Source organism: Rhizobium sp. Root1334, assembly GCF_001426665.1.
GTDB lineage: Bacteria > Pseudomonadota > Alphaproteobacteria > Rhizobiales > Rhizobiaceae > Pararhizobium.
This window is the reverse complement of record NZ_LMEY01000030.1, coordinates 81,994-107,511: the sequence shown is the minus strand read 5'-3', so window position 1 is coordinate 107,511 and position 25,518 is coordinate 81,994. Positions and strand designations below refer to the sequence as shown.

General features: G+C 60.3%; 24 protein-coding genes. 21 read left to right on the top strand and 3 right to left on the bottom strand.

What is annotated here, in order from left to right; genetic code table 11:
- Positions 1 to 231: 231 nt before the first annotated feature.
- The 3 genes from ASD36_RS27760 to ASD36_RS27750 are packed head-to-tail and all read left to right on the top strand — an operon-like array spanning position 232 to position 4,128.
- Positions 232 to 1,845, top strand: a complete 1,614-nt coding sequence (locus tag ASD36_RS27760; RefSeq protein ID WP_060505968.1) for an acyl CoA:acetate/3-ketoacid CoA transferase — start codon at positions 232 to 234, stop codon at positions 1,843 to 1,845.
- Positions 1,838 to 2,617, top strand: a complete 780-nt coding sequence (locus ASD36_RS27755; RefSeq protein ID WP_060505967.1) for an enoyl-CoA hydratase/isomerase family protein — start codon at positions 1,838 to 1,840, stop codon at positions 2,615 to 2,617. Before ASD36_RS27760 ends, ASD36_RS27755 begins: the two co-directional genes overlap by 8 nt.
- Positions 2,617 to 4,128 carry an aldehyde dehydrogenase family protein gene (locus ASD36_RS27750; RefSeq protein WP_060505966.1) on the top strand — a complete coding sequence of 504 codons (1,512 nt, stop codon included), beginning with the start codon at positions 2,617 to 2,619 and terminating at the stop codon, positions 4,126 to 4,128. Before ASD36_RS27755 ends, ASD36_RS27750 begins: the two co-directional genes overlap by 1 nt.
- Before the next feature lie 91 nt (positions 4,129 to 4,219).
- Here the strand turns inward: ASD36_RS27750 and ASD36_RS27745 are convergent, their stop codons facing one another.
- Complete coding sequence (locus tag ASD36_RS27745; protein WP_347360146.1) at positions 4,220 to 5,263, bottom strand: LacI family transcriptional regulator; 1,044 nt, start codon at positions 5,261 to 5,263, stop codon at positions 4,220 to 4,222.
- A 374-nt stretch (positions 5,264 to 5,637) separates the two neighbouring features.
- Here ASD36_RS27745 and ASD36_RS27740 point away from each other — a divergent pair, with 374 nt between their 5' ends.
- The 11 genes from ASD36_RS27740 (at position 5,638) to ASD36_RS27690 (ending at position 17,034) form a co-directional block, all read left to right on the top strand.
- Entirely contained in the window at positions 5,638 to 6,861 is a 1,224-nt protein-coding gene (locus ASD36_RS27740; protein ID WP_244482333.1) for an ABC transporter substrate-binding protein, read from the top strand.
- Between the two features lie 171 nt (positions 6,862 to 7,032).
- Positions 7,033 to 7,914 (top strand): sugar ABC transporter permease, encoded by an 882-nt coding sequence (locus tag ASD36_RS27735; RefSeq protein WP_060505964.1) that lies wholly within the window; start codon positions 7,033 to 7,035, stop codon positions 7,912 to 7,914.
- Positions 7,911 to 8,792, top strand: coding sequence for a carbohydrate ABC transporter permease (locus ASD36_RS27730; RefSeq protein WP_060505963.1), 882 nt, complete (start codon positions 7,911 to 7,913; stop codon positions 8,790 to 8,792). The genes ASD36_RS27735 and ASD36_RS27730 overlap by 4 nt, the downstream gene beginning before the upstream one ends.
- 4 nt (positions 8,793 to 8,796) lie before the next feature.
- On the top strand, positions 8,797 to 9,909 hold the full coding sequence (locus ASD36_RS27725) for an ABC transporter ATP-binding protein (protein WP_060505962.1): 1,113 nt from the start codon (positions 8,797 to 8,799) through the stop codon (positions 9,907 to 9,909).
- A gap of 8 nt (positions 9,910 to 9,917) precedes the next feature.
- Positions 9,918 to 11,417 (top strand): GMC family oxidoreductase, encoded by a 1,500-nt coding sequence (locus ASD36_RS27720; RefSeq protein WP_060505961.1) that lies wholly within the window; start codon positions 9,918 to 9,920, stop codon positions 11,415 to 11,417.
- On the top strand, positions 11,414 to 12,187 hold the full coding sequence (locus tag ASD36_RS27715) for a 3-ketoacyl-ACP reductase (protein ID WP_060505960.1): 774 nt from the start codon (positions 11,414 to 11,416) through the stop codon (positions 12,185 to 12,187). Before ASD36_RS27720 ends, ASD36_RS27715 begins: the two co-directional genes overlap by 4 nt.
- 223 nt (positions 12,188 to 12,410) lie before the next feature.
- The gene (locus ASD36_RS27710) at positions 12,411 to 14,066 is read left to right on the top strand and encodes a GMC family oxidoreductase N-terminal domain-containing protein (RefSeq protein WP_060505959.1); all 1,656 of its coding nucleotides are present in this window, start codon (positions 12,411 to 12,413) and stop codon (positions 14,064 to 14,066) included.
- Between the two features lie 9 nt (positions 14,067 to 14,075).
- Positions 14,076 to 14,390, top strand: coding sequence for a Dabb family protein (locus ASD36_RS27705; protein ID WP_060505958.1), 315 nt, complete (start codon positions 14,076 to 14,078; stop codon positions 14,388 to 14,390).
- 1 nt (position 14,391) lies between these two features.
- Entirely contained in the window at positions 14,392 to 15,663 is a 1,272-nt protein-coding gene (locus ASD36_RS27700; RefSeq protein WP_112834575.1) for a glycerate kinase, read from the top strand.
- 405 nt (positions 15,664 to 16,068) lie between these two features.
- Positions 16,069 to 16,713 (top strand): transglutaminase family protein, encoded by a 645-nt coding sequence (locus ASD36_RS27695; RefSeq protein WP_347360145.1) that lies wholly within the window; start codon positions 16,069 to 16,071, stop codon positions 16,711 to 16,713.
- Positions 16,714 to 16,845: 132 nt separating this feature from the next.
- Entirely contained in the window at positions 16,846 to 17,034 is a 189-nt protein-coding gene (locus ASD36_RS27690) for a hypothetical protein (protein ID WP_060505956.1), read from the top strand.
- A gap of 72 nt (positions 17,035 to 17,106) precedes the next feature.
- Here the strand turns inward: ASD36_RS27690 and ASD36_RS27685 are convergent, their stop codons facing one another.
- Both ASD36_RS27685 and ASD36_RS27680 read right to left on the bottom strand, forming a co-directional pair.
- A complete protein-coding gene (locus ASD36_RS27685; RefSeq protein WP_060505955.1) occupies positions 17,107 to 17,496 on the bottom strand; it encodes a nuclear transport factor 2 family protein in 390 nt (129 codons plus the stop codon).
- A 17-nt stretch (positions 17,497 to 17,513) separates the two neighbouring features.
- The gene (locus ASD36_RS27680) at positions 17,514 to 18,140 is read right to left on the bottom strand and encodes a TetR/AcrR family transcriptional regulator (RefSeq protein ID WP_060505954.1); all 627 of its coding nucleotides are present in this window, start codon (positions 18,138 to 18,140) and stop codon (positions 17,514 to 17,516) included.
- Positions 18,141 to 18,256: 116 nt separating this feature from the next.
- Here ASD36_RS27680 and ASD36_RS27675 point away from each other — a divergent pair, with 116 nt between their 5' ends.
- The 7 genes from ASD36_RS27675 (at position 18,257) to ASD36_RS27645 (ending at position 25,516) form a co-directional block, all read left to right on the top strand.
- Positions 18,257 to 19,351 carry a spermidine/putrescine ABC transporter substrate-binding protein gene (locus ASD36_RS27675; protein ID WP_060505953.1) on the top strand — a complete coding sequence of 365 codons (1,095 nt, stop codon included), beginning with the start codon at positions 18,257 to 18,259 and terminating at the stop codon, positions 19,349 to 19,351.
- Positions 19,352 to 19,506: 155 nt separating this feature from the next.
- Positions 19,507 to 20,370, top strand: coding sequence for an ABC transporter permease (locus ASD36_RS27670; RefSeq protein WP_060506092.1), 864 nt, complete (start codon positions 19,507 to 19,509; stop codon positions 20,368 to 20,370).
- Position 20,371: 1 nt separating this feature from the next.
- Positions 20,372 to 21,160 (top strand): ABC transporter permease, encoded by a 789-nt coding sequence (locus ASD36_RS27665; protein ID WP_060505952.1) that lies wholly within the window; start codon positions 20,372 to 20,374, stop codon positions 21,158 to 21,160.
- The gene (locus ASD36_RS31790) at positions 21,157 to 22,251 is read left to right on the top strand and encodes an ABC transporter ATP-binding protein (protein WP_060505951.1); all 1,095 of its coding nucleotides are present in this window, start codon (positions 21,157 to 21,159) and stop codon (positions 22,249 to 22,251) included. The genes ASD36_RS27665 and ASD36_RS31790 overlap by 4 nt, the downstream gene beginning before the upstream one ends.
- Positions 22,252 to 22,253: 2 nt before the next feature.
- Positions 22,254 to 22,988 carry an MBL fold metallo-hydrolase gene (locus tag ASD36_RS27655; protein ID WP_060505950.1) on the top strand — a complete coding sequence of 245 codons (735 nt, stop codon included), beginning with the start codon at positions 22,254 to 22,256 and terminating at the stop codon, positions 22,986 to 22,988.
- A gap of 17 nt (positions 22,989 to 23,005) precedes the next feature.
- A complete protein-coding gene (locus tag ASD36_RS27650; RefSeq protein WP_060505949.1) occupies positions 23,006 to 24,439 on the top strand; it encodes an aldehyde dehydrogenase family protein in 1,434 nt (477 codons plus the stop codon).
- A gap of 231 nt (positions 24,440 to 24,670) precedes the next feature.
- Positions 24,671 to 25,516, top strand: a complete 846-nt coding sequence (locus ASD36_RS27645; protein WP_112834582.1) for a DMT family transporter — start codon at positions 24,671 to 24,673, stop codon at positions 25,514 to 25,516.
- Positions 25,517 to 25,518: the final 2 nt, after the last annotated feature.

The following is a 25,518-nucleotide window of genomic DNA, read 5'->3' as shown; positions in this document are numbered from 1 at the left end:
TGGCGAGACGGTCGAGCGGCTGCATGCTTTCCTGGGGGAGGTGATAGCAGCTTCCCACTTCTCCCCAGTGGGGAGAAGTGCCGAGCGGGAGCGAGGCGATGAGGGGGGCCGCGTATCGAGTATCGAGGCAGCCGCCCCTCATCCGGCCCTGCGGGCCACCTTCTCCCCGCTGGGGAGAAGAGGGGGCCAGCCGCAACTGAAGACCATGATGATTTCAACAGAGTTCTGTCTATGAGCAAGCATATCACCCCGGCTGAGGCCGCCGCTTTGATCCCCGATGGCGCGACCGTTTCTGTGTCGTCGTCGAGTGGGCTCGGTTGCCCGGACCTGATGCTGAAGGCGATCGGAGAGCGTTTTGACGCGACCGGCCATCCGCGCGATCTGACGACACTGCACCCGATTGCCGCGGGTGACATGAGCGGCATCAAGGGTGTCGATTACATCGCCAAGAAAGGGCTTTTGAAAAAGATCATCGGCGGCTCCTATCCCTCCGGCCCCTCGACATCCGAGCCGCCGCTGATCTGGCAGATGATTGGTAGCAACGAAGTGGCTGCTTACAACATCCCCTCCGGCGTGCTGTTCGACATGCACCGGGAAGCGGCCGCAAAGCGTCCGGGGGTGCTCACCAAGACCGGTCTCGACACTTTCGTCGATCCCGCGCGCCAAGGCTGTGCCATGAATGCGTCGGCCATGGCCGAACCGGTCGTCAAGAAGATGGAATTCGAGGGCGAGGACTGGCTGTATTTCAAGGCGATCGTGCCACAGGTGGCGATCATCCGGGCAACCACCGCCGATGAGCGCGGCAACCTGACCTATGAGCACGAAGGCGCCTATCTCGGCGGTCTCGACCAGGCGCTGGCCGCTCGAAACAATGGCGGTATTGTCATTGCGCAGGTCAAGCGGATCACCAAGTCCGGTTCGCTGAAGCCGCATGACGTGCGGGTTCCCGGCATGCTGGTCGATTATGTCATCGTCGATCCCGACCAGAAGCAGACGACGCTGACGGATTATGATCCGGCGATCTCAGGCGAAATCTTCCGGCCACTCGACAGTTTTCGGGTGCCGGAATTCAATATTCAGAAGGTCATTGCCCGCCGTGTTGCGCAGGAACTGCAGGGTGGATCCTGCGTCAATCTCGGCTTCGGCATTTCGGCCAATGTGCCGCGTATCCTGCTAGAAGAGGGCCTGCACGGCTCGGTCACCTGGGTGATTGAGCAGGGGGCGGTCGGTGGCGTGCCGCTGCTTGATTTCGCCTTCGGCTGCGCCTCGAATGCCGACGCCTTCATGCCGTCGCCTTACCAGTTCACCTATTTTCAGGGCGGCGGCTTCGATGCCTCGCTTCTGTCGTTTCTTGAGATCGATAAATCCGGCTCGGTCAACGTCTCGAAACTGTCCTTCCGGCCACACGTGACCGCAGGGGCGGGCGGGTTCGTCGATATCACTGCGCGGGCAAAGAAGATCGTCTTCTCCGGCATGTTCAACGCGGGGGCTAAGCTCTCGATGACCGACAGCAAGCTGGTGATCGAAAAAGAGGGCAAGCTGAAGAAGCTGGTCAACGAGGTCGAACACGTCACCTTCTCCGGCCGCCGCGCCGTTGAGCAGGGGCAGGATATCACCTATGTCACCGAGCGTTGCGTGATGAAGCTGACGCCTGAAGGCATCATGCTCACCGAAATCGCGCCGGGTGTCGATCTGCAGACCCATATTCTCGACCAGTCGGAATTCCCGCTGATCGTGTCTGACAAGTTGAAGGTCATGGATGCGGCGCTGTTTCATGAAGCGCCGATCGGGCTGACGTTGCCGCAAAAGCCGGTTCGGACGCTGGAAGGAGCGGCGCATGGCTGACGAACGCATCCGTATCGAGACCGAGGGGGCGATCGCCATCCTCACGGTTGCACGGCCGGACAAGTTGAATGCCTTCGATATCGACATGCTGAAGGCACTCTCGGCAGCCTGCGATACGGTCGAGGCCGATGCGACCATCCGCGTCGTCATTTTGACAGGCGAGGGCAAGGCCTTTTCGGCCGGGGGCGATATCAAGGCCTGGGGGGCGATGAGCCCCAACGAATTCGGTCACGCCTGGGTGCGTTTCGGCCACCGTGTGTTCGAGCGGCTGGCGACCCTGCGCATGCCGGTGATTGCCGCGATCAATGGCCACACACTTGGCGGCGGGCTGGAACTGGCGGCAGCGGCGGATATCCGCATTGCCGAAAAGCAGGTGAAGATCGGCCTGCCGGAAACGAGCCTCGGTATGGTTCCGGGCTGGTCGGGCACACAGCGTCTGGTCCGGCGGTTTGGCGCGCAAGTGGTGCGGCGCATGGTGCTGGGCGGCGAGATGTTTACGGCCGATGAGGCGAAGGCACTGGGGCTGGTCGATGCCGTCGTGGCGACTGGGACGGTGCGGGATACGGCGAAGGACTATGCCGGGCGCATTGCCAAGCGCGGTCCGGCGGCACTGGAAATCTGCAAGCTGATGATCGCGTCCGCCAATGGCGAAGACAACGGAACGGCTGTGGAAGCGCTGGGATCGATCCTGGCGGCCAAGACCGGTGACATGAAAGAGGGCGTTGCGGCTTTTAGCGGCAAACGCCCTGCGGAATTCAAGGGAGAATGGTAATGACGGTTCTGGTGAAGCCCAAGGCTTTGACTGACACGAAGGTGCGCGACTTCCAGATGCTGATTGACGGCAAATGGGGCAATGCTGCCGAGGGCCGGACACTGGAGCGCGTGGCGCCCGGTCATGGCGTCACCGTCAGCCGCTATCCGGCTGCGACGAAAGTGGATGCGGAGCGTGCTATCGCTGCAGCCCGCAAGGCATTTGACGATGGTCCTTGGCCGCGCATGACGGCATCGGAGCGTTCGCTTGTGCTGCTTCGCGCTGCTGACATGATCGCGGCGCGTGCCGATGAACTGGCCTATCTCGATTGTATCGAGAGCGGTAAGCCGATCAGCCAGGCCAAGGCCGAACTTGGCGGCGCCGCCGATATCTGGCGCTATGCCGCAGCGCTTGCGCGCGATCTGCACGGCGAAAGCTATAATACGCTCGGCGATGGCACGCTCGGTGTCGTCCTGCGCGAAGCCATTGGCGTGGTCTCGATCATCACACCGTGGAATTTCCCCTTCCTGATCGTCAGCCAGAAACTGCCGTTTGCGCTTGCGGCCGGCTGCACGACGGTGGTCAAGCCGTCTGAACTCACGTCCGGATCGACGCTGGTGCTGGGCGAAATCCTCGAAGCAGCCGGTGTTCCCGCAGGCGTCGTCAACATCATCACTGGCACTGGCCCGGATGTCGGCGCGATCATGACCTCGCATCCCGACGTCGAAATGGTCTCCTTTACCGGCTCGACCGGTATCGGCAAGCTGACGATGACCAATGCCGCGCAGACGCTGAAGAAGGTTTCGCTGGAACTCGGCGGCAAGAACCCGCAGATCGTCTTTCCGGATGCCAATCTCGATGATTTCATCGATGCGGCGGTGTTCGGCGCCTATTTCAATGCCGGCGAATGCTGCAATGCCGGTTCGCGGCTGATCGTTCACAAGGAGATCGCTGAGGACGTGATTGCCCGTGTCGCCGCGCTTTCGGCGAAGGTCAAGGTCGGCGATCCGCTCGATCCGCAAACCCAGGTCGGGGCGATCATTACGCCGCAGCATCTGGACAAGATCGTTGGCTACGTTTCGGCCGCCTCCGGCAATGGGGCTAAGGTTTCGCATGGCGGCGCCGCACTTGATCTCGGCTCGGGCCAGTTCATGTCACCGACCATTCTCTCGTCCGTCACGCCCGACATGGCCGTGGCGCGGGAAGAAGTGTTTGGTCCGGTGCTTTCGGTGCTGACCTTCGAGACCACGGCGGAGGCGATCCGGATTGCCAATTCGATCGATTACGGTCTGTCGGCCGGTGTCTGGAGCCGCGATTTCGATACTTGCCTGACGGTTGGCCGGAAGGTGCGGGCCGGAACGATCTGGATGAACACCTTCATGGATGGGGCCTCGGAGCTGCCATTCGGAGGCTACCGCCAGTCCGGTCTTGGCCGCGAACTCGGCCGCCATTCGGTGGAAGATTACACCGAGACCAAGACGCTCAACATGCATATCGGCGGCCGCACCGGCTGGTGGATGCCGCGTTCATAAGGGAGATTTGAGCAGAGGCGATGAGAGGAGGGGAGGGGGCATGGAGCTGAATTCGAGTTTGGAACAGGGCACTGGCCTCATTCTCAAGGTCTCACGTTGCCGGAAAATTGATCGTCGGCTTCAGCATGACTTGCATGTCGGCCGTGTTCGTTCCAGCAATCCGAGCCATGAGGACGCGGCCCATCTGTTCACCGGTATCCGTCAGATCCTCATAGATCGTCTCAACCTTGGGCTGGATGTTGACCAGCAGTTTCGAGGTCTGTTTGGCGACGATGTCATATTCGACGCCGAGCGCCAGTCCGTGATCGCTCATGCCGGTGATCGTCGCCAGCGCCGAAACCTCACCGCCGCAGACAAAGCCGTCGGGCGCGTCCGGTTGCCCGGCGCGGCGGCTGATGAAGTCACGGATATGGTCGATCGGGCTGTCGAGATGGATTTCTTCGGGGATTTCGTAAGCGACGCCGGCCTCGCGCACAGCCGTCATGAAACCGTGCATCAGGTGCTGCGAGAAGGTCATGCGCTTCGGCGGCAGGATGATCGTCGGCTTTCGCCGGCCGCGCGTAATCAGCCGCTTGGCTGCCTCGTAGGCGAAGGAGAAATTGTCATAGTCGACATAGGGGTGAGGGGTGGAAAGCTCCGTTCTCCCATGGCAGACGAAGGGAAAATCGTTTTCGAGCAGGAAGCGCACGCGCGGGTCGAACGGTTCGGTGCGCGAGAAGATCAGCCCGTCAGCCATACTGTTGCGGACGATGTGGCGCACCGCATCGAGATTGCTGTCGTTCATGAAATTCGGCGTGACGATGATGTGGTAGGGCGTATCGGTCAGCGCCTTGGCAAGGCCGAGCATCAGCGAGGTGCCGTAGCCGAGGATTTCCTCGTGCGGGTCGAGAAGAACGCTGATGACGTTGGTTCGGCCGGTCTTCAGGCGCTGCGCCGCCCGGTCGGGAAGGTAGCCGATTTCTGCCGCCACCTCATGCACGCGGCGCCGGGTTTCGGCCGAAATCTGCGGTGCATTGCTGAGTGCCCGCGACACGGTCGTCACGGCAAAGCCGGTGAGATCGGCGAGGGTGCGCAGCGTTGGCTTGCCGCTTTTCGGTCTCGTTTCGGCAGCGGCGGATTTGGGAGTGTCAACCAATGAAATACTCCCTTGAGGCGACGACAAGGCGTCTTTGTAACGTCAGACGCACACATGCGCAATGTGTGTTTATGCAAACGTTACAAATGCGCATTGCTAGTAAGGATTTGCGGCGGTGCGGCATTAATTTCACGGCTTATAAACACTGGAATTCAAAGTGTTAATTCGAATTGTCTGGCTATGGTGTGCGGTGCTTGACTTGAGCCTATTTATAACGTTTTAAATGAACCGGCGGTGGAGACCGCAGACCAATTGCTTCCCTGTTTGAGCGGGGATGGCATTCAACGGCGGGGGAGGAGTTTCCCGCTATCCGACTTGCAAACGGGAGGACTACGATGCGCAAGTTTATGACGACGACAGCAATTGCAGCATTGATGATGACGGGTGGCGCGGTGATGGGCGGCTCTGCCGTGCAGGCTGCTGAAAGCGTTGAAGTTCTGCATTGGTGGACATCCGGCGGCGAAGCGGCCGCTCTGGACGTCCTGAAGAAGGATCTGGAAACCAAGGGTATTTCCTGGACCGACATGCCGGTTGCCGGTGGTGGTGGTACGGAAGCCATGACCGTGCTGCGCGCCCGCGTCACCTCGGGCAATGCACCGACGGCCGTTCAGATGCTCGGCTTCGACATTCTCGACTGGGCCAAGGAAGGCGCGCTTGGTAATCTCGACGAAATCGCCGGCAAGGAAGGCTGGGACAAGGTCATTCCGGCCGCCCTGCAGAAATTCTCCAAATACGACGGTCACTGGATTGCCGCTCCGGTCAACGTCCACTCCACCAACTGGATGTGGATCAACAAGGCAGCCCTCGACAAGGCAGGTGGCAAGGAGCCGCAGAACTGGGACGAGTTGGTCGCTCTGCTTGATAACTTCAAGGCACAGGGCATTACCCCGATCGCAGCCGGTGGCCAGCCGTGGCAGGATGCGACCCTGTTCGATGCTGTCGTTCTTTCGCTCGGCACCGATTTCTACAAGCAGGCCTTCATCGATCTTGATCCGGCAGCTCTTGGCGGCGACAAGATGAAGACCGCCTTCGAGCGCATGACCAAGCTGCGTTCCTATGTGGACGACAACTTCTCCGGCCGCGACTGGAACCTGGCATCTGCCATGGTCATCGAAGGCAAGGCCGGCGTGCAGTTCATGGGCGACTGGGCAAAGGGCGAGTTCGTCAAGGCAAAGAAGGTGCCCGGCACCGACTTCGTCTGCATGCGTTACCCGGAAACACAGGGTTCCGTCACCTTCAACTCCGACCAGTTCGCGATGTTCAAGGTTGCCGCTGACAAGGTTCCGGCCCAGATGCAGATGGCCGCTGCGATCGAAAGCCCGACCTTCCAGTCGGCCTTCAACGTCGTCAAGGGTTCGGCTCCGGCCCGTACAGACGTATCGAACGAAGCGTTCGACGCTTGCGGCAAGAAGGCCATCGCCGATCTCGCCGACGCCGACAAAAACGGCAAGCTGTTCGGTTCCATGGCTCACGGCCATGCCAATCCGGCTGCTGTCAAGAATGCGATCTACGACGTCGTGACACGCGAATTCAACGGTGAACTCACCCCCGAAGAAGCCGTCAAGGAACTGCCGGCCGCTGTTGCTGCTGCGCAGTAATCGTTCTGCGAATAATGCCACTCATCCGCCCTTCGGGCATCTTCTTCCCGTCGTAACGGGGAGAAGGACCGGGCGGCGACCTCTGTAATCCCCTCTCCCCGCATGCGGGGAGAGGGCTAGGGTGAGGGGCATCTTGCTTTATTCAATTCACATACAACGGTGGTATTCGCTATGGATAGCCGAAGCCGGCTGCAGGACCTTGTGCCAAAACTGGTACTTGCCCCAAGCTTTCTGATCGTCATTGTCTTCGTGTATGGCTTCATTGTCTATACCGGCTATCTGTCGGTCACCGACAGCAAGATGCTGCCGTCCTACAATTTCGTGGGATTGAGCAACTATTCCAAGCTCTGGGCTCTGCCGCATTGGTGGCGGGCAATTTCCAATCTGGCGATCTTCGCGTCGCTTTACATTCTCATCTGCTCAGTGCTGGGTCTGGGCCTTGCCATTCTTCTCGATCAGAAGATCCGCGCCGAAGGTTTGCTGCGGCCGATCTATCTCTACCCGATGGCGCTGTCCTTCATCGTCACCGGCACGGCCTGGAAATGGTTTCTCGATCCGGGCATCGGCCTTGAAAACACCATGCATCTCTGGGGCTGGGAAAGTTTTACCTTCAACTGGATCAAGGATCGCAACTACGCGATCTATTGCGTGGTGATCGCAGCCGTCTGGCAATCCACCGGCTTCATCATGGCGATGTTCCTGGCCGGTCTTCGCGGCGTCGATAACGAAATCATCAAGGCGGCGCAGATCGATGGCGCTTCGACCACGACGATCTACCGGCGGATCATCATTCCGCTGATGCGTCCGGTGTTCCTGTCGGCCTTCGTCGTGCTCGCCCATCTCGCCATCAAGGCCTATGACCTGGTCGTGGCACTGACGGGCGGCGGGCCGGGGCAGGCGACCGAACTGCCTGCAACCTTCATGTATTCCTACACTTTTACCCGCAATTCGATGGGCATTGGCGCCTCGTCGGCCATCGTCATGCTGGCCATGATCTTCTCGATCATCATCCCCTACCTCTATTCCGAAATCAAAGGGGAGAAGCGCGCATGAGTGTCCAGAGCCCTGACAACGCCATTTCTTCCGGCCGCCTGACGCGCGCGCTGATCTATACCGTGCTGATCCTGTTTGCGGCCTATTCGCTGCTGCCGCTCTATGTGATGCTGGTCAATTCCTTCAAGCCGCTGGACGAAATCCGCCAAGGCGGCATGCTGAACCTGCCGATGAGCTGGACGCTGGATCCCTGGCGCTCCGCCTGGTCGACGGCGCAGATCGGTGTGCAGCCGACAGGCTTGCGTCCCTTCTTCATCAATTCGATCCTGATGGTCGTGCCGGCCGTGGCGATCTCGACGATCATCGGTGCGCTCAATGGTTATGTCTTGACCAAGTGGCGGTTTCCGGGCTCCGGCATCTTCTTTGGCATGCTGCTTCTGTCCTGCTTCATCCCGTTTCAGATCGTCCTGATCCCGATGGCGCGCATGCTGGGTATCTTCGGTCTTGCCGGATCGGTCCCTGGCTTGGTGATGGTGCACGTCATCTATGGTCTCGGTTTCACGACGCTGTATTTCCGCAACTACTATGAGGCGTTTCCGACCGAACTGGTGCGGGCCGCACAGATCGATGGCGCCAGCTTCTTCCAGATCTTCCGGCGCATCCTGCTTCCATCGTCGGGTCCGATCATCGTCGTCTCGGTTATCTGGCAATTCACCAATATCTGGAACGACTTTCTGTTCGGGGCATCGTTCTCCGGGGCGGATTCGACGCCGATGACGGTGGCGCTCAACAATCTCGTTTCTTCCTCGACCGGGGTGAAGGAATACAACGTCCATTTCGCAGGCGCGATCCTTGCCGCCTTGCCAACGCTTGTCGTCTACATCGTTTCCGGCCGCTATTTCGTCCGTGGCCTGATGTCCGGCGCCGTGAAGGGTTAAAGCCATGTCCTTTCTGAAAATCACAAACCTTCGCAAGTCCTACGGCTCGCTGGAAATCCTGAAAGATATCAATCTGGAAATCGACGAGGGCGGCTTCCTGGTGCTGGTCGGCCCGTCCGGTTGTGGCAAGTCGACCTTGCTCAACACCATCGCTGGGCTGGAACCGATCACGTCAGGCGAAATCTCGATCAACGGCAAGTCGGTGGCGGGCCTGCATCCCTCCAAGCGCGACATCGCCATGGTCTTCCAGTCCTATGCGCTCTATCCGAACATGACGGTGGCCGGAAACATCGCCTTCGGCATGGAAATCCGTGGCGTGCCGAAAGACGAGCGTGACAAGGCTATCAAGCAGGTTGCCGACATGTTGCAGATCGGCCATCTGCTCGACCGCAAGCCCAGCCAGCTTTCCGGTGGTCAGCGCCAGCGCGTCGCCATGGGCCGAGCGCTGGTGCGCAATCCGCAGGTCTTCCTGTTCGATGAACCATTGTCCAACCTCGATGCAAAGCTGCGCGTCGATATGCGCACCGAGATCAAGCGCCTGCACCAGCGCATGAAGACGACGATCGTCTATGTGACGCATGACCAGATCGAGGCGATGACGCTGGCAACGAAGATCGCCGTTCTGAAGGACGGCATCCTGCAGCAATTCGGCACGCCTGCCGAAATCTACAATAATCCGGCCAACCTGTTCGTCGCCGATTTCATGGGCTCGCCGGCGATGAACCTGTTGACCGCAACGGTGGAGGGCGGCGGCAATGATCTGCGTGTCTCGCTGGTTCGACCAGATGCTGAGCCGTTGCATCTGCCGGTCGCCCAGGTGTCTGGCCTTGCCGCCTATAGCGGCAAGCAGGTTGTTTTCGGTATCCGGCCGGAAGCGCTGACCGATCCCGATGGCGCCGATCGCAACGCCCGCTCTCTGGTGGAAGGCGATTGCTTGATCGAAGTGGTGGAGCCAGCCGGTTCGGACACGTTCGCAGTCACCAAACTTGGCGGCAAGGAAGTGGTGGCGCGTCTGCGCGCCGACGCCCGTATCGCGCCCGGCCAGAATACAAGACTGGCCTTCAATCTGGACAAGGCGGTGTATTTCGACCCGCAAAACCAGCAGCGCATCGGCTGAGTTCCGTCATGGTCAACCAGCCCGACATCGTCATCATCGGTTCCGGCATCGGCGGAGCGACGGTCGCTTCGGCGCTTGCCGGGTCGGGCGCACGCATCGCCATCCTCGAGCGCGGCGAGCGCCTTCCCGACACGCCGGAAACGCGCAGCTATAAATCCATCTTCGTTGATGGACACTTCCGGCCAAAGGAGATGTGGCGCGAACCGGACGGGACGGCGTTCAATCCAGGGAATTTCTATTTCGTCGGAGGCAATTCCAAGCTCTTCGGCGCGGTCCTTCTGCGCTACCGCGCCGAGGACTTTACCGAAATGCAGCATCTCGGCGGTGTCTCGCCGGCCTGGCCCTTTCCCTACGAGGAACTGGAACCATGGTACGGCAAGGCGGAACGGCTGTTTGCGGTGCGCGGCGAGCTTGGTCAGGACCCGACGGAACCTGCGCACTCGACGCCCTATTCTCACGGCCCGGTACCGGACGAGCCCGCAATCGCCCGCGCCCGCGCCGAGTTGAAGGCGCAGGGACTGCATCCGGCGACATTGCCGCTCGGCGTCGATATCGACACCTGGCTGGCCGGCGGACGCACGCCGTGGGATGGCTTTCCCAACACGGGCAAGGGCAAGAAGGACGCCGAGACCGCGCCGCTTGCCGTCGCGCTGAAGGACCCGAATATCGAGCTGATCACCTCCGCTTATGTCGAGACGCTGGAAGCCGGGCCAGGCGGGCGGATCGAGGCGATCCACTACGTCCACAAAGGCGAGAGGAAACGATTGTCCCCGAAGCTGGTGATCCTGTCGGCCGGCGCGATCAATTCCGCCGCGATCCTGCTGCGCTCCGGCGATGGCAAGGGAATTGCCAACCGCTCCGATCAGGTCGGCCGCAACTTCATGAACCACAATTGCAGCGCCATGCTGGCCATCAACCCGTTCCGGCGCAACGACAGCGTCTACCAGAAGACGCTGATGCTGAACGACTACTACCTCACCGGTGGGCGTGATGGCTTGCCGCTGGGCAATGTCCAGCTGCTCGGCAAGATCAACGGAGACATCCTCAAGGCCAATGCGCCACGTTACGCACCGCGCTTCGCCCTCGATTTCATGGCTGGCCACGCCATCGATTGGTACATGATGACAGAGGATCTGCCGAATCCGGAAAGCCGCATCATGGTCGATGGCAAGGGCATCATCATGCAGTGGCGGCGCTCCAACATGGAGGCACTGTCCGGGCTTGAGGCGAAGATGCGCGCCCACTTCAAGGCGGCGGGTTATCCGATCGTGTTGTCCCAACCGTTCGACAAACGCACACCGTCGCACCAATGCGGCACGGTGCGCATGGGCAACGACCCGGCGTCTGCGCCGCTCGATCCGTACTGCCGGGCCTTTGATCACTCGAACCTTTATGTTGTCGATGGCGGCTGCCTGCCGACATCGGCCGCCGTCAATCCGGCGCTGACGGTTGCCGCACAGGCGCTGCGTGTAGCCGATCACATCATCGCGAAGGATCTGGCGGCATGAGCAATCACAAACGCCCTGTCGCCATCGTCACCGGCGGCCGCCGCGGAATAGGTCTCGGCATCGCCAGGGCACTGGCGAAAACCGGTTTCGACATTGCCATCACCGGTATCGGCGATGCCGATCAGGTCTCGGGTGTGCTGGAGGAGCTTGCTGCGCTCGGCGCCAAGGCGATTTTTCTGAAAGGGGATCTCTCCGAGTTGTCCGGTCATCAGGCGACGGTCGATGCGGTGCTGGCAGAATTCGGCGGGATCGATTGCCTCGTCAACAATGCCGGCATGGCATCGGTGGTGCGGGGCGATTTCCTTGAGCTTGCCCCGGAAAACTTCGACACGATCATCGGCACCAATCTGCGTGGTACGGTGTTTTTCACTCAGGCGGTGGTGAAGGCGATGCTGGCGGGCTGTGCCCGCGGGCCGCGTTCGGTAATCAACATCACGTCCGTATCGGCGGTGATGAGTTCGCCGGAGCGTCTGGACTATTGCATCAGCAAGGCGGGGCTTGCATCGTTTTCGCAAGGGCTGACGCTGCGTTTGGCCGATACCGGTATCTCGGTGTTCGAGGTTCGCCCCGGCATTATCCGCTCCGATATGACCGCCGGCGTGTCCGCCAAGTACGACGCGTTGATAGATGGCGGGCTGGTGCCGATGAAACGCTGGGGCGAGGCGGATGATATTGGCCGCATGGTCGCGGCATTGGCCAACGGCAGCTTCGGCTTTGCCACGGGCTCGGTGATCAATGCCGACGGTGGGCTTTCGATCGGGCGATTGTAGTGAATTTTGGCTGGGAAGGGCAGGGCGTAATCCTCTTCTCCCCAGCGGGGAGAAGGTGGCCCGAAGGGCCGGATGAGGGGGAGCCAAGCACACGCGAGTTTGCGGCGACACCCCCTCATCGCCTCGCTGCGCTCAGCACTTCTCCCCGCTGGGGAGAAGAGGGAGCAGACGGCTTGCCCCGTTTGAGATCGCCGCAAGGCGACAACGTTTTAAGGACGACGACATGACCTATGACTACATCATCACCGGTGCCGGACCGGCCGGTTGCGTGCTTGCCAACCGGCTGACCGAAGACGCAGATGTCAAGGTGCTGCTGCTCGAGGCTGGCGGCAGCGACTGGAATCCTCTGTTCCATATGCCGGCTGGCTTTGCCAAGATGACCAAGGGTGTCGCCAGCTGGGGCTGGGAGACCGTGCCGCAGAAGCACATGAAGAACCGGGTTCTGCGCTATACGCAGGCCAAAGTGATCGGCGGCGGCTCGTCGATCAACGCGCAGCTTTATACGCGCGGCAATGCGGCCGATTACGATCTCTGGGCCAGCGAGGACGGCTGCACCGGCTGGGATTACCGCAACGTGTTGCCCTATTTCAAACGCTCGGAAGACAATCAGCGTTTTGCCGACGATTACCATTCCTATGGCGGACCGCTCGGCGTCTCCATGCCGGTCTCAGGGCTGCCGATCTGCGATGCCTATATCCGCGCGGGGCAGGAGCTTGGCATTCCCTACAATCACGATTTCAATGGCAAGCAGCAGGCAGGCGTCGGCTTCTATCAGCTGACCCAGCGCAACCGCCGCCGCTCGTCGGCGTCGCTCGCCTATCTCAACCCGATCAGGGATCGCAAGAACCTGACCGTCCGGCTCGGCGCGCGGGTGACGCGGATTGTGCTGGAGGGAATGCGCGCAGTTGGCGTCGAGGTCGCGACTGCAAAGGGATTGGAAACCATCCGCGCCGAACGCGAGGTGTTGGTCTCTTCCGGGGCTATCGGATCGCCGAAACTGCTGCAGCAATCGGGCATCGGCCCGGCCGATCATCTGCGTTCTGTCGGCGTCGATGTGAAACATGACCTGCCGGGTGTCGGCAGCAATCTTCAGGATCATCTCGACCTCTTTGTCATTTCCGAATGCACCGGCGATCATACCTATGACGGCGTCGCGAAACTGCACCGCACCGTCTGGGCCGGTCTACAATATGTGCTGTTCCGCTCCGGTCCGGTCGCCTCATCGTTGTTTGAGACCGGCGGCTTCTGGTATGCCGATCCGAATGCACGCTCACCCGATATCCAGTTCCATCTGGGGCTCGGCTCCGGCATCGAGGCCGGTGTCGAGAAACTGAAGAATGCCGGCGTGACGCTGAATTCCGCCTATCTGCATCCGCGTTCGCGCGGTACCGTCCGGCTGTCGTCTTCCGATCCGGCGGCCGCCCCGCTGATCGATCCGAATTACTGGAGCGATCCGCATGATCGCAAGATGTCGCTGGAAGGCCTGAAAATCGCCCGCGAAATCTTCCAGCAGCAGGCGCTGAAACCTTACATCATGGCCGAGCGACTGCCCGGGCCGCAAGTGATGACCGATGACGAGTTGTTCGAATACGGCTGCGCCAATGCCAAGACCGATCATCATCCCGTCGGGACCTGCAAGATGGGAACCGGTGCTGACGCCGTCGTCGGGCTGGATTTGCGGGTGCATGGACTGGAGGGGCTTCGCGTCTGCGACAGTTCGGTCATGCCGCGCGTTCCCTCTTGCAATACCAACGGGCCGACGATCATGATGGGCGAAAAGGGTTCGGACATTATCCGTGAGCGGCAACCGCTTCCGGCCACCATCTTCAGCCATGAGCGCAACGATCAACGGCCGCGGGCGCGCGCCGATATCCGATAGGAGCCTGCCATGATCCGCCATTGTGTCTTCATCCGCTTTCAGTCAGCCGTTGCTGATTCCGAGCGGCAGTCGATCCTGTCTGATATCGCCGCGCTGCAGGCGTTGGTTCCCGGCTATCTTAGTTTTACCGCTGGTCCCAATGTCAGTCCGGAAGGCCTGGGCAAGGGCTATAACAGCGGGTTTATCATCGATTTTGCCGATGCGGCGGCGCGCGATGCCTATCTTGTCCATCCGGCGCATGAAAAGGCGGGCGGCCGGATCGTTGCCGCGACCGAGGGCGGCGTCGATGGTGTCTTCGTTTATGATTTCGAGATTGCAGGCTGATTTGATGATTGCTGACCCCCGTGCCTTCCTGACGAGCTTGTTTGAGGCGGCCGTCGAAGCAGCCGATCCGCTTGCCGCCATCCGTGCCCACCTGCCGGAAAAGCCGAAAGGGCGCACGATCGTCGTCGGCGCAGGCAAGGCGGCAAGCCAGATGGCAGCGGCGTTCGAAAGCCTGTGGGATGGGCCACTGGAGGGCGCTGTCGTTGCGCGTCATGGTCCGATCGCCGTGTGCGAGCGCATCCGCGTGCTGCAATCGGCCCATCCGGTGCCGGACGAGGCTGGGCTTGCCGGATCGGCGGAGCTGCTGCGGCTGGTCGAGGGGCTCACACCGGACGATCTGGTGGTGGCGTTGGTGTCCGGTGGTGGCTCGTCGCTGTTGCCCGCGCCGCCGCAAGGTCTGACCTTGGCTGACGAAATTGCCGTCAACAAGGCCCTGCTTGCGTCCGGCGCGCCGATCTCGGCGATGAATGTGGTGCGCAAGCATGTCTCTCGCATCAAGGGTGGGCGGCTGGCTTTTGCTGCTGCACCGGCGCGGGTCGTCAGCCTGATCGTCTCCGACGTGCCCGGCGACAATCCGGCCTTTGTTGCCTCCGGCCCGACGATTCCCGATATGTCCACGCCTGCTGAGGCTTTGGCCATTGTCAGCCGTTACGGCATGACACTGCCGGAAGCCGTGATGCAGCATCTGCGCTCGGAGCAGGCCGCTGCACCCACCCCAGATCATCCGGCATTTGGCAATCAACAGCACCATGTCATCGCATCAGCCAGCGTCTCGCTGGAGGCGGCAGCGGCGAAAGCGCGCGCGCTGGGCGTCGAGGCGGTGATCCTGTCGGATGCGATCGAGGGGGAAGCCCGCGATATCGGCCGGATGCATGCCGCCATCGCCCGGGAAACTGCGCTGCGCAACCGCCCGTTCTCAAAGCCGGTGGTGATCCTGTCCGGTGGCGAAACCACGGTAACGATTGCGGGCGATGCCTATGGCAAGGGCGGCCGCAACAGTGAGTTCCTGCTTTCGCTTGCGCTGGATATCGACGGTGTCGAGGGTGTTCATGCGCTGGCGGCCGATACCGATGGGATTGACGGGTCGGAGGACAATGCCGGTGCCTTTGCCGACGGTTCAACTGTGAGCCGTATGGGGGCGGCGGGCGCCGATCCCCGCGATCATCTCGCCCGCCACGATGCCTGGAGCGCATTCAGCGCCAGCGGTGATCTGTTCGTGCCCGGCCCGACTGGCACCAATGTCAATGATCTGCGGGCGATGCTGGTCGTCTAGCGGCCTGTCTGGAGGCATGGGACACGGTGTGGACGTGTTCCTGCGCGGGAGGCGCGCCCGGCCATTTTTGCGAATCTGAAACCGGAACAAATCGGTGGCATGTCCGTTCCTGCCGTGTGGTGGAGGTGGCACATGTTTATTCGGTTGGGTTACGAAATAGGCATCAATTGCAGTCAACCGACCCCTATGATGACCTTTTTGTCTGTGGATCGCACAAGGCGGCACGATATCGTCAGCGAGTGCGGGCCGATTTCCGATCCGGTGATAAAAATGGGAGAGGTTACCGACCCCTTCGGAAATGTCTGTATGCGGATGGTTGTTCCCGCAGGCGGCCTGCGCTTGACCTATGATGCAGTAATCAAGGATAGCGGGTGGCCAGATTCCGTGAACCGAGGGGCTCAGGCTGTGCCGGTCGAAAAACTGCCACCCGAATGCCTGCCCTACCTGTCAGCCAGCCGTTATTGCGAAACCGACCGTTTCGGTGCGCTTGCCTGGCGCCTTTTCGGTGAAATCGAGCCCGGTTGGGCGCGTGTTCAGGCGATATGCGACTACGTGCATCAGCGCCTGACCTTCAGTTACGGCTACACGGCAACGCTACGCACCGCGATGGAAGCACATGAGGAAAGGGCAGGGGTGTGCCGCGACTATGCGCACCTTGCCGTGACGCTCTGCCGCTCCATGAACATGCCGGCGCGTTACGTCAACGGTTACATGGGCGATATTGGCGCAACGGACAATCCGGCACCGATGGACTTCAATGCGTGGTTCGAGGTGTTTCTCGATGATCGCTGGTATACGTTCGATGCCCGCCACAATGTGCCGCGTATTGGCCGTATTGCCGTGGCGCGCGGCCGCGATGCAGCCGATATCCCGTTGATCCAGACATTCGGCAAGCATGAGTTGACGACCTTCAAGGTATGGACATCCACCGAGACGGACGGTGCGTTGACCAAACCGCACAGTCAGGCGGATGTTTCCCTTTTGACGCCGTGGTTCAGCGAACGCTGGTCCCGGCTTGTCCAGCAGAGGGCGCTTGAGAGGGGACATTGAGAACGCGGTGGCTTTCATCCGGTGGAGACGGGCCTTTGGGTTGGTTTTTTCCTGCGGGGCGCCAAAAGCAGAAAATAATATCTATAAACTTGGTGTAAAATAACGGAGAAAACGTATGGCGCTGCGGCCGTGATGGCGGCAGACATCTGCAACACTCTCGTGGAGGACAATATGCAAGGTTCGAAACCAGTCATGCAGAAAAGTCCGGTGAGCTTTGGCGCGCATTCTGCGCCGCATTTATCCTGGACGATGGCAGCGCAGGCCACTGCATTGGCCGCTGCCTTCCTGTTTGTGACCGCAATGGTCTGCGGCGCGATCTGAGTTTAACAGACAGCATAACATCGATGTTTGTATCAAGCCCCTGATCCCTCTGGATGCAGGGGCTTTGGATTTTCAGGAGGCGCGGGAAAGGTGCTCGTGGACGGCGAGCCATTTGCCGTCCGGCTGTCTTTCGAAAATGATCGTTTCCCGTTCCTGACTTGTGATGGTTTTACCGCCGAATTCCGCCCGGGTTTCAACATCATGGGTGAAAATCGCTACGCTCCCGAGCATCTGGAGGTTGCGATCACTGGAGGTGCAGGAGAGAACCTTGAAACCGTCGCGTTCCCAGAGCGCCCATTCCGCTTCATAATCCGCGCGGCTTCTCAACGGGCGATCGAGATTGTGGAAGATGAAGGTCGCGTCCTTTGAAAAGGCCGCGAAATAGCGATCGCGGTCATGTTTCGAGAAGGCCTCGACGAGGCTGTCGGCAGCTGTAAGGACCGCAGTGTCTGTATGTTCCATCCCTGATATCCTGATTGTTATTGTAGTTTCGGACTACTGATCAGTGTTGCCAGCGGCCGGTTCTGCCTGCTGACGATGTCTTTCAGTGCGTCGAGCGTCATCGCCTCGTCCTTGACGAATTCGATGAACATCATGTTGAGATTGTTGAAGAACATCTGGCCGGTGGCGGCCGTGTCGATACCCGGCATGACACCGCCACGCCGCTGCAATTTGGCAATCAGCGTCGAGACCTGGTCGCAGAGCCGGCCGTCGAGCTCCGTATAACGCCGGCTGAACGGGCTCTCCGGCTGCTGGATCGAGATCGCCATGGCGGTGCGCCACATTTCCTTGCTGAGATAGACAAGGGAATGATCGTAATATTGACCAATCAGGACTTTCAGCGCCTCGCCAACGGTCTCGGGCGGGCTGTCAACGATCGCTTTACCGGCTGCAAGCACTTCCTCGACTTCCATGGACACGGCGGCGACCAGGATATCGCCCTTGTTCTGATAGTAATTGTAGAACGTGCCCACCGAGACTTCCGCGCGCTCGGCGATATCTTCGATGCGGGCGCTGTCATAACCAACTTCCCGAAAAAGGATTGTCGCTGCCTGCAAAATGCGCCGGTTCCTATCGGCTTTCTGTCGTGCACGAAGCCCGGTCATGCCGCCTTTTTCCTTTTTTTGAATGTCCTCAAAAATGACATTGACTTAAAAATTGAATTCATTCAATCTTTTTGTGAAGGCGCCGCAATGAGCGCTGTAAACCAGAGGGCAACGCGATGATCACTTCCGTGAATGGCGCTTTCGCGCGTCGATTTTTCTCTTCCGTGGCTGCGGTCTCGCTCGCTGCCGTCTCCACCGTCACCGCGCCTGCACCGGCGTTTGCGACCGAAGAACTGAATGCCCTGGTCTGGTGCGATCATACGGACCCGGCGCTGGTCGAGCCGTTCGAAAAGGCCAATGATGTCAAGGTCAACCTCAAGGACTACGAGGGAACCGGCGCGGCATTGTCGATCCTCGAACAGTCGCAGCCAGGTGACTGGGATGTGCTCGTCATCGACGGCGTCGATGTCCAGCGCGCCGTCGGTCTTGATCTTCTTGCCGAAATTCCCGCCGACAAGCTGCCGACGGCCGATATCTTCCCGGAAGTGCGGATGGAAGCCAACAATATGAAGGACGGCAAGACCTACGCCGTCACCGAAAAATTTGGCTACAACACGATCTCCTTTGACAAGACCAAGGTCGATCCCGCCGACATGAAGGACCTCTCGGTCATCTGGTCAGACAAGTACAAGGGCCGTATCGCGCTCTATGATTATTATCTCCCGATGATCGGCCTTGTGGCGCTTGGCCTTGGCAAGAAGACCGCCGAGCTGTCCGACGCGGACATGCCGGCTATCACCGAAAAGCTGTCGGAGATGAAGAAAGTCTCCAAGCAAGTGAGCGACGTCGTCTCGTCGCAGACGGCGCTGGCAACCGGTGAGGTCGATATTCTCGTCGGCGGTGGCGAATGGATTACCGCTGCACTCTCGGGCGAAAAGCCCAACCTCGACTGGACGGTGCCGGATCAGGGCGCGGTCCGTTGGGCACAATCGATTGGCGTGATGAAGGCATCGAAGAAACAGGATCTGGCGCTGAAATTCGTCCAGTATATTGTCAGCCCCGAAGGGCAGGCGCGGCTGGCGACCTCGTCCTGCTACTGGGCAATGCCCGCCAACATGAAGGCCGGCGAGCACCTGACCGACGCCCAGAAAGCGGCGCTGCGCTGGAACGACCAGGCCGAATATCTGAAGAAGACGCAGCTTTATCCGATCCCGAGCGCCGAGCTTGACCAGAAGATGCAGGATGCCTGGACGGACATGATGCAGCAGTAACAAGACTGCGCAAGCATTGCCCCTCACCCTAGCCCTCTCCCCGCTTGCGGGGAGAGGGGACGACAGAGATTTCGGCATCTCCCTTCTCCCCGTTGACGGGGAGAAGGTGGCCGGCAGGCCGGATGAGGGGCTATTCCGGCACTGGAGCTATTATCATGTCCACCATCACCCTCGAAGATACCGAACGCCGCAAGGCCTGGGGTTTTGTCGCGCCGGCACTCTTGTGGACGATCGCCTTCTTCGTCTTGCCGTTCCTGTTCATGGCGGCGATGAGCCTGTGGTCGCGGGAGAGCGGACAGATCGTCCGCGCCTGGAATCTCGACAACTACATCGCCTTTTTTGCCAAGGATTCACTGTTCAAGGGACTTATGAATTCGCTCGAAATCACCCTGATCGTCACGGTGCTGTCGGTGCTTCTTGCCTACCCGCTCGCCTGGATCATCGCCGAGCGGGTGCCGAAACGGTTTCAACGTTTGGCGCTGATCATGGCGGTTTTACCGTTCTGGACGTCCTATGTGGTGCGGTCCTATTCCTGGCTCTTGGTGCTGTCGAAGAACGGTGTGATCAACCAGACGCTGATGACGCTTGGTGTTGTGGCCGAACCGCTGGAGATCGCCAGCAACCGGACGGCAACGGTGATCGGCTTCGTGCATTTCTTCGTCATGCTGCTGACGCTGACGATCTACGCCAATCTGATCCAGCTCTCGCCGAACTATCGCCGGGCGGCGGCCGATCTCGGCGCGAATGGGCTGCAGACCTTCTGGCATGTCATCCTGCCGCTGACATTGCCGGGGATCATGACCGGTGCGTTTTTGACCTTCGTCCTTTGCATCGGTGACTATGTCACGCCGCAGATTCTTGGCGGCAACAACGAGCTGGTCTTGCCGCAGATCGTCATGCTGCAGCTTGGCCGCCGGGCGGATTTCCCGATGGCGGCGGCGCTGTCGATCATCTTGATGCTGGCCGTAACCGCAGCTTATGTGCTCTGCGCCCGTTGGCTGAAGATCGAAAGGGCTTGAGATGCGCGATATGATGACCAGGATCGCCTCATATGCCTATGCTGGCCTGATCTACGGCTTCATCTTCCTTCCGGTTGCGGTGCTGGTGCTGTTCTCCTTTCAGGATGGCCGCCTGCCGGTGCCGCCGTTCAACGGCTTTTCGCTGCAATGGTACGAGGCTGTCTTTGCCGATCGCAAGCTGATGGCGGCGCTCGGAAACTCCTTCATTGTCGCCATCGTCTCGTCGCTGATCGCCTGCCTGCTGGGTTTTCTCGCGGCCTATGCGCTCGCTCGTTACAAGCTGCCGGGTTCGGCGTTGCAGCGCGGTCTGCTGATAGCGCCGATGACCGTCAGCTATCTGATCATCGCGCTCGGGCTCCTGACGGTGCTCAATACATTCGGCATCAGACTGTCGCTATGGACTGTCGGGATCGGCCATGTGGTGATCAACCTGCCGCTCTGCTTTGCCATCATCTATTCCTCGATGGGCGATCATCACATCAACATCGAGCGCGCTGCACGAGACCTCAGCGCCAGCGATATCAAGGTGATGGTGCTGGTGACCGCGCCGATGCTGATGCCGTCGATCCTTGCTGCATTCTTCCTGTCGGTCACCTTCAGCTGGGATGAGTTCATCATCGCGTTCCTGTTGTCGCGCTTCGACGTGACGCTGCCAGTTGAAATCTGGAGCCTGCTACGCTCCGGTCTTAACCCCAAAACCAACGCCATCGGCTCGCTGGTCTTCCTTGTATCCGTCGCGGTGCTGGCGGTGTTGGAACTGACCCTGTTCGGAAGGACGAAAAAATCATGACCGCTGCGGTTTCGGTTCATAACGCCACCAAGACGTTTGGCGCCTTCACCGCGCTGAATGACGTTTCGCTCGATATCAAGGCCGGTGAGTTTATTGTCCTGCTCGGCCCGTCGGGCTGCGGCAAGACCACATTGCTGTCGATCCTTGGTGGCTTCCAGTCTCCGACCAGAGGCAAGGTGATGATCGGTGGCAAGGACATGACCAGCGTGCCGCCGGCAAAGCGCCCGACGACGACGATGTTTCAGGATTATGCGCTGTTTCCACACATGAAGTTGCGCGACAATGTCGGCTTTGGGCTCAGGATGCGCGGCGTGGCAAGGGCGCAGAGGGACGAAAAGGCGCTCGGCTTTCTCGATCTTGTCGGCCTGAAATCATCCGCCGACAAGAAGCCGCATGAGCTTTCAGGCGGCCAGCGCCAGCGCGTCGCCCTAGCCCGCGCACTTGCCGTCGATCCCGATGTGCTGCTGCTCGATGAGCCGCTGGGGGCGCTTGATCTGAAACTGCGCCGGCAGATGCAGGATGAATTGAAGGCGATCCAGAAGCGGGTCGGCACCACCTTCGTGCATGTGACCCACGATCAGGAAGAGGCGATGGCGATCGCCGACCGGATCGTTGTCATGAACCAGGGCCGGATCGAGGACTTTGGCCCGCCCGCCGATATCTACATGCGGCCGCGTTCGGTCTTTTCCGCAGGTTTCATGGGGGAGGTGAATTTCATCCCGGGCCAAGTGAAAAGCGTCGATGCGGCGTCTGCTCTCGTCGAAACGGCGGTTGGCTCGATAGCGCTGCCGATCACTAGCTTTACGGCTTCAGTGCTGGTTTCCAGCCAGCGGGTGGTGCTCTGTATCCGGCCGGAACATTTTCGCCGGGCGGGGGAGGCCGACGATCCGGTCGTGCCGCTGGGGGAGGCCAAGGTCACCGGCAGTGCCTTTTTCGGCACGCATTACCGCTGCCATCTGAAACCGGCGAAGGCTCCGGATCTGTCCATCGTGGCGCATATGCCGCAATCCGCAGCGGTGGCTGACGGCCAGATCGTCCCCCTTGCGGTCAGTCTCGCCGATATCGTAGCCTTGCCCCAGAGCAGGAATTGAACATGCAACGCATCAGCGCGGACAAATGGTATCAGGTGAAGCGTCTCGATGACGATGTCACCGCCATTTCCGAGCCGTTCATCCAGGAATTCTACCGTTGTAACATCTGGCATGTGCGCGGCCGGGACCGCGACATGCTGGTCGATAGCGGCATGGGCGTCGTCTCGCTCAGGGAACATGTGCCGTTGGTCACAGGGCGCGATCTGATCGCTGTCGCGAGCCACACGCATTTCGACCATATCGGTTGCCATCACGAGTTCGAATGCCGCGCCGTGCACTCGGCCGAGGCCGGGCTGCTCGCCAATCCGACGCGGGAAAACACGCTTGCCGATCCCTATGTCACCGACGAAATCTTCGATGCGCTGCCGCCGGAGCCGTATTGCTCGAAATGCTATGCGGTGAAGAAAGCGCCGGCGACGCGCATCCTTGAAGATGGCGATGTGATCGATCTCGGCGACCGGGTTTTCGAGGTCATTCATACGCCCGGTCATTCGCCCGGGGGGATTGCGCTTTACGAGAAGGCGACCGAAATTCTGTTCTCCGGCGATATTCTCTACGACGGCCCGTTGATCGAGGATACCTATCATTCCGACGCCGGAGACTATCTCTCCTCGATGGAGCGCCTGTTGAAAATCCCCGTCCGCATTGTGCATGGCGGTCATTTTCCAAGCTTCAGCGGTGAACGCTACCGCCAATTGATCAGCGATTGGCTCAACGAAAAACAGAAGACGATCTGACGGGAAGGACAAGAAGCATGCTCGATAAACGCAAGTTCTACATCAACGGCGAATGGGTCGCTCCGCTGGTTGCCAATGATCTCGAGGTTCTGAACCCTGCAACCGAAAAGCCGGTTGCGGTTATTTCCATGGGAACGGCAGGCGATATCGATCGCGCTGTAGCCGCCGCCAAGAAGGCGTTTGCCACCTATAGCCGGACGACGACGGAAGAGCGGCTGGTACTTCTGGAAAAGCTGCTGGCCATCTACAAGCGCCGCTATGAAGAGATGGCGCAGACCATCACCATGGAACTCGGCGCGCCGATCACCATGAGCACCGAGCAGCAGGCCGATGTTGGCGTTGGCCATCTCCAGGGCTTCATCGATGCCCTGAAGCGTCTGCATACGCGCGAAGTGCTGCCGAACGGCGACGTCATGCTGCGCGAGCCGATCGGCGTTTGCGGGCTGATCACACCATGGAACTGGCCGATCAACCAGATTGCGCTGAAGGTCGTTCCCGCCCTTGCGACCGGCTCGACCTGCGTGTTGAAACCGTCCGAATTCACGCCGCTGAACGCGATGCTCTATGCCGAGATGGTGCATGAGGCTGGCTTCCCGGCCGGTAGCTTCAATCTCGTCAATGGCGATGGCCTGAATGTCGGTGCGGCCCTTTCCAAGCACAAGGACGTCGACATGATGTCGTTCACGGGCTCGACCCGCGCCGGCATCGCCGTCAGTAAGGATGCGGCCGAAACGGTCAAGCGCGTGACGCTGGAGCTGGGCGGCAAGTCGCCGAACATCGTTTTCGAAGACGCCGATCTCGAAGACCGCGTTGCAGGCAGCGTGCTGGAATGCTTCAACAATTCCGGCCAGTCCTGCGATGCGCCGACCCGCCTGCTCGTCCAGAAGTCGGTCTATGACAAGGCTGTCGAAATCGCCACGCGGGTGGGTAAAGAAGCCAAAGTCGGCGATCCGACCAAGGAAGGCAGCCATATCGGGCCGCTGGTCAGCGACGTTCAGTTCGGCCGGGTGCAGGCGCTGATCGAGGCGGGCATCGCCGAAGGCGCGCGCGTTCTCGTCGGCGGTGCCGGAAAGCCGGAAGGTTTTGAGACCGGCTATTTCGTCAAGCCGACGATCTTTGCCGATGTCAACAATGGCATGCGCATCGCCCGCGAAGAGGTGTTTGGTCCGGTGCTGGCCATCATGCCGTTCGAGACAGAAGAAGAAGCGATCGAGATTGCCAACGATACCAATTACGGTCTTGCCGCCTATGTCCAGACGGGTGACCCCAAGCGTGCCGAGCGCGTCGCCTCGCGGCTTCGCGCAGGCATGGTCCATATCAACGGTGGGCCGCATCGCTATGGCAGCCCGTTCGGCGGCTACAAGCAATCCGGTAATGGCCGCGAAGGTGGCATGTTCGGGCTGGAGGATTTCCTCGAGGTGAAGACGGTTCACCGGCCGGATGCGGCCTGAGACCGTTCGTCTGATTTGAGCCGATGCCCGCAGACGCAGCGTCTGCGGGCCTAAGTTCACCGTTTCTGATCATTCCATGTATGGAAGTTGCTGTTTCCCCGCGAACCGTTCTGATAGTTTCGGGGCCCTATGGTGTGGCACGTGCTGCGCCCGTTTTATTGGACAGCTTTCGTGTCAGACACCGCACTTCCCGTATCCTCCACGGCCTCGCCATCTGCCAACCGGCTTGCACTGATTGCCCTTCTGATCGGTGGCGCTGCGATCGGCGGTTCGCCCATCTTCGTGCGCCTTTCGGAAGTCGGGCCGATGGCGACGGCGTTCTGGCGAGTGGCGCTGGCGCTTCTGCCGCTTGTGATCTGGTCGAGGACGGCCGGGAATACGGTGACCGATCAACGTCCCGCCGGACTGGCGGATTACGCTCTGCTTGTGTTGCCGGGTGTCTTTCTCGCTGTCGATCTCGCCGCCTGGCATCTGGCGCTGCACATGACATCGGTTGCCAATGCGACGTTGCTTGCCAATCTGGCCCCGATCTTTGTCACGCTCGGCTCATGGCTTTTGTTTCGCGCCCATGTCAGTGGTGTGTTCATTGCGGGTCTTGCGACAGCGCTCGCGGGTGTCGTCATCTTGAAGGGCGGGCCGGCAGCGCTCGGTGACGGCCAACTGGCGGGTGATGCGACGGCGGCATTGGCTGCGGTCTTCTATGCCGGCTATATCCTGTCGATCGGCCGTCTGCGCAGCCGCTTCTCCACCAACCGGATCATGATCTGGAGCACGGGATCGGCCGCCGTCTGCATGCTTCCGATCGCGTTCTTCTTCGAGGCGAGTTTCATGCCGACCGCATTGTTCGGCTGGGCGATCCTGTTTGGCCTTGCCTTCATCAGCCATGCGGGCGGGCAGGGGCTGATCATCTATGCGCTGGCCTTCCTGCCGCCGGCGTTTTCATCGCTGACGCTGCTGTTACAGCCGGTCGTGGCGGCAATACTCGCGTGGCTGTTGCTCAGCGAGCCGGTCGGGCTGATGCAGGCCATCGGCGGAGCGGTGGTGCTTGCCGGTATCCTCATCGCCCGCCGGGGCTGATT

Excerpts from the sequence above, each read along its gene's own strand:
- ASD36_RS27760 (WP_060505968.1), top strand. The coding sequence starts at position 232 with ATGAGCAAGCATATCACCCCGGCTGAGGCCGCCGCTTTGATCCCCGAT.
- ASD36_RS27755 (WP_060505967.1), top strand. The coding sequence starts at position 1,838 with ATGGCTGACGAACGCATCCGTATCGAGACCGAGGGGGCGATCGCCATC.
- ASD36_RS27750 (WP_060505966.1), top strand. The coding sequence starts at position 2,617 with ATGACGGTTCTGGTGAAGCCCAAGGCTTTGACTGACACGAAGGTGCGC.
- ASD36_RS27740 (WP_244482333.1), top strand. The coding sequence starts at position 5,638 with ATGATGACGGGTGGCGCGGTGATGGGCGGCTCTGCCGTGCAGGCTGCT.
- ASD36_RS27735 (WP_060505964.1), top strand. The coding sequence starts at position 7,033 with ATGGATAGCCGAAGCCGGCTGCAGGACCTTGTGCCAAAACTGGTACTT.
- ASD36_RS27730 (WP_060505963.1), top strand. The coding sequence starts at position 7,911 with ATGAGTGTCCAGAGCCCTGACAACGCCATTTCTTCCGGCCGCCTGACG.
- ASD36_RS27725 (WP_060505962.1), top strand. The coding sequence starts at position 8,797 with ATGTCCTTTCTGAAAATCACAAACCTTCGCAAGTCCTACGGCTCGCTG.
- ASD36_RS27720 (WP_060505961.1), top strand. The coding sequence starts at position 9,918 with ATGGTCAACCAGCCCGACATCGTCATCATCGGTTCCGGCATCGGCGGA.
- ASD36_RS27715 (WP_060505960.1), top strand. The coding sequence starts at position 11,414 with ATGAGCAATCACAAACGCCCTGTCGCCATCGTCACCGGCGGCCGCCGC.
- ASD36_RS27710 (WP_060505959.1), top strand. The coding sequence starts at position 12,411 with ATGACCTATGACTACATCATCACCGGTGCCGGACCGGCCGGTTGCGTG.
- ASD36_RS27705 (WP_060505958.1), top strand. The coding sequence starts at position 14,076 with ATGATCCGCCATTGTGTCTTCATCCGCTTTCAGTCAGCCGTTGCTGAT.
- ASD36_RS27690 (WP_060505956.1), top strand. The coding sequence starts at position 16,846 with ATGGCGGCAGACATCTGCAACACTCTCGTGGAGGACAATATGCAAGGT.
- ASD36_RS27685 (WP_060505955.1), bottom strand. The coding sequence starts at position 17,496 with ATGGAACATACAGACACTGCGGTCCTTACAGCTGCCGACAGCCTCGTC.
- ASD36_RS27680 (WP_060505954.1), bottom strand. The coding sequence starts at position 18,140 with ATGACCGGGCTTCGTGCACGACAGAAAGCCGATAGGAACCGGCGCATT.
- ASD36_RS27675 (WP_060505953.1), top strand. The coding sequence starts at position 18,257 with ATGATCACTTCCGTGAATGGCGCTTTCGCGCGTCGATTTTTCTCTTCC.
- ASD36_RS27670 (WP_060506092.1), top strand. The coding sequence starts at position 19,507 with ATGTCCACCATCACCCTCGAAGATACCGAACGCCGCAAGGCCTGGGGT.
- ASD36_RS27665 (WP_060505952.1), top strand. The coding sequence starts at position 20,372 with ATGCGCGATATGATGACCAGGATCGCCTCATATGCCTATGCTGGCCTG.
- ASD36_RS31790 (WP_060505951.1), top strand. The coding sequence starts at position 21,157 with ATGACCGCTGCGGTTTCGGTTCATAACGCCACCAAGACGTTTGGCGCC.
- ASD36_RS27655 (WP_060505950.1), top strand. The coding sequence starts at position 22,254 with ATGCAACGCATCAGCGCGGACAAATGGTATCAGGTGAAGCGTCTCGAT.
- ASD36_RS27650 (WP_060505949.1), top strand. The coding sequence starts at position 23,006 with ATGCTCGATAAACGCAAGTTCTACATCAACGGCGAATGGGTCGCTCCG.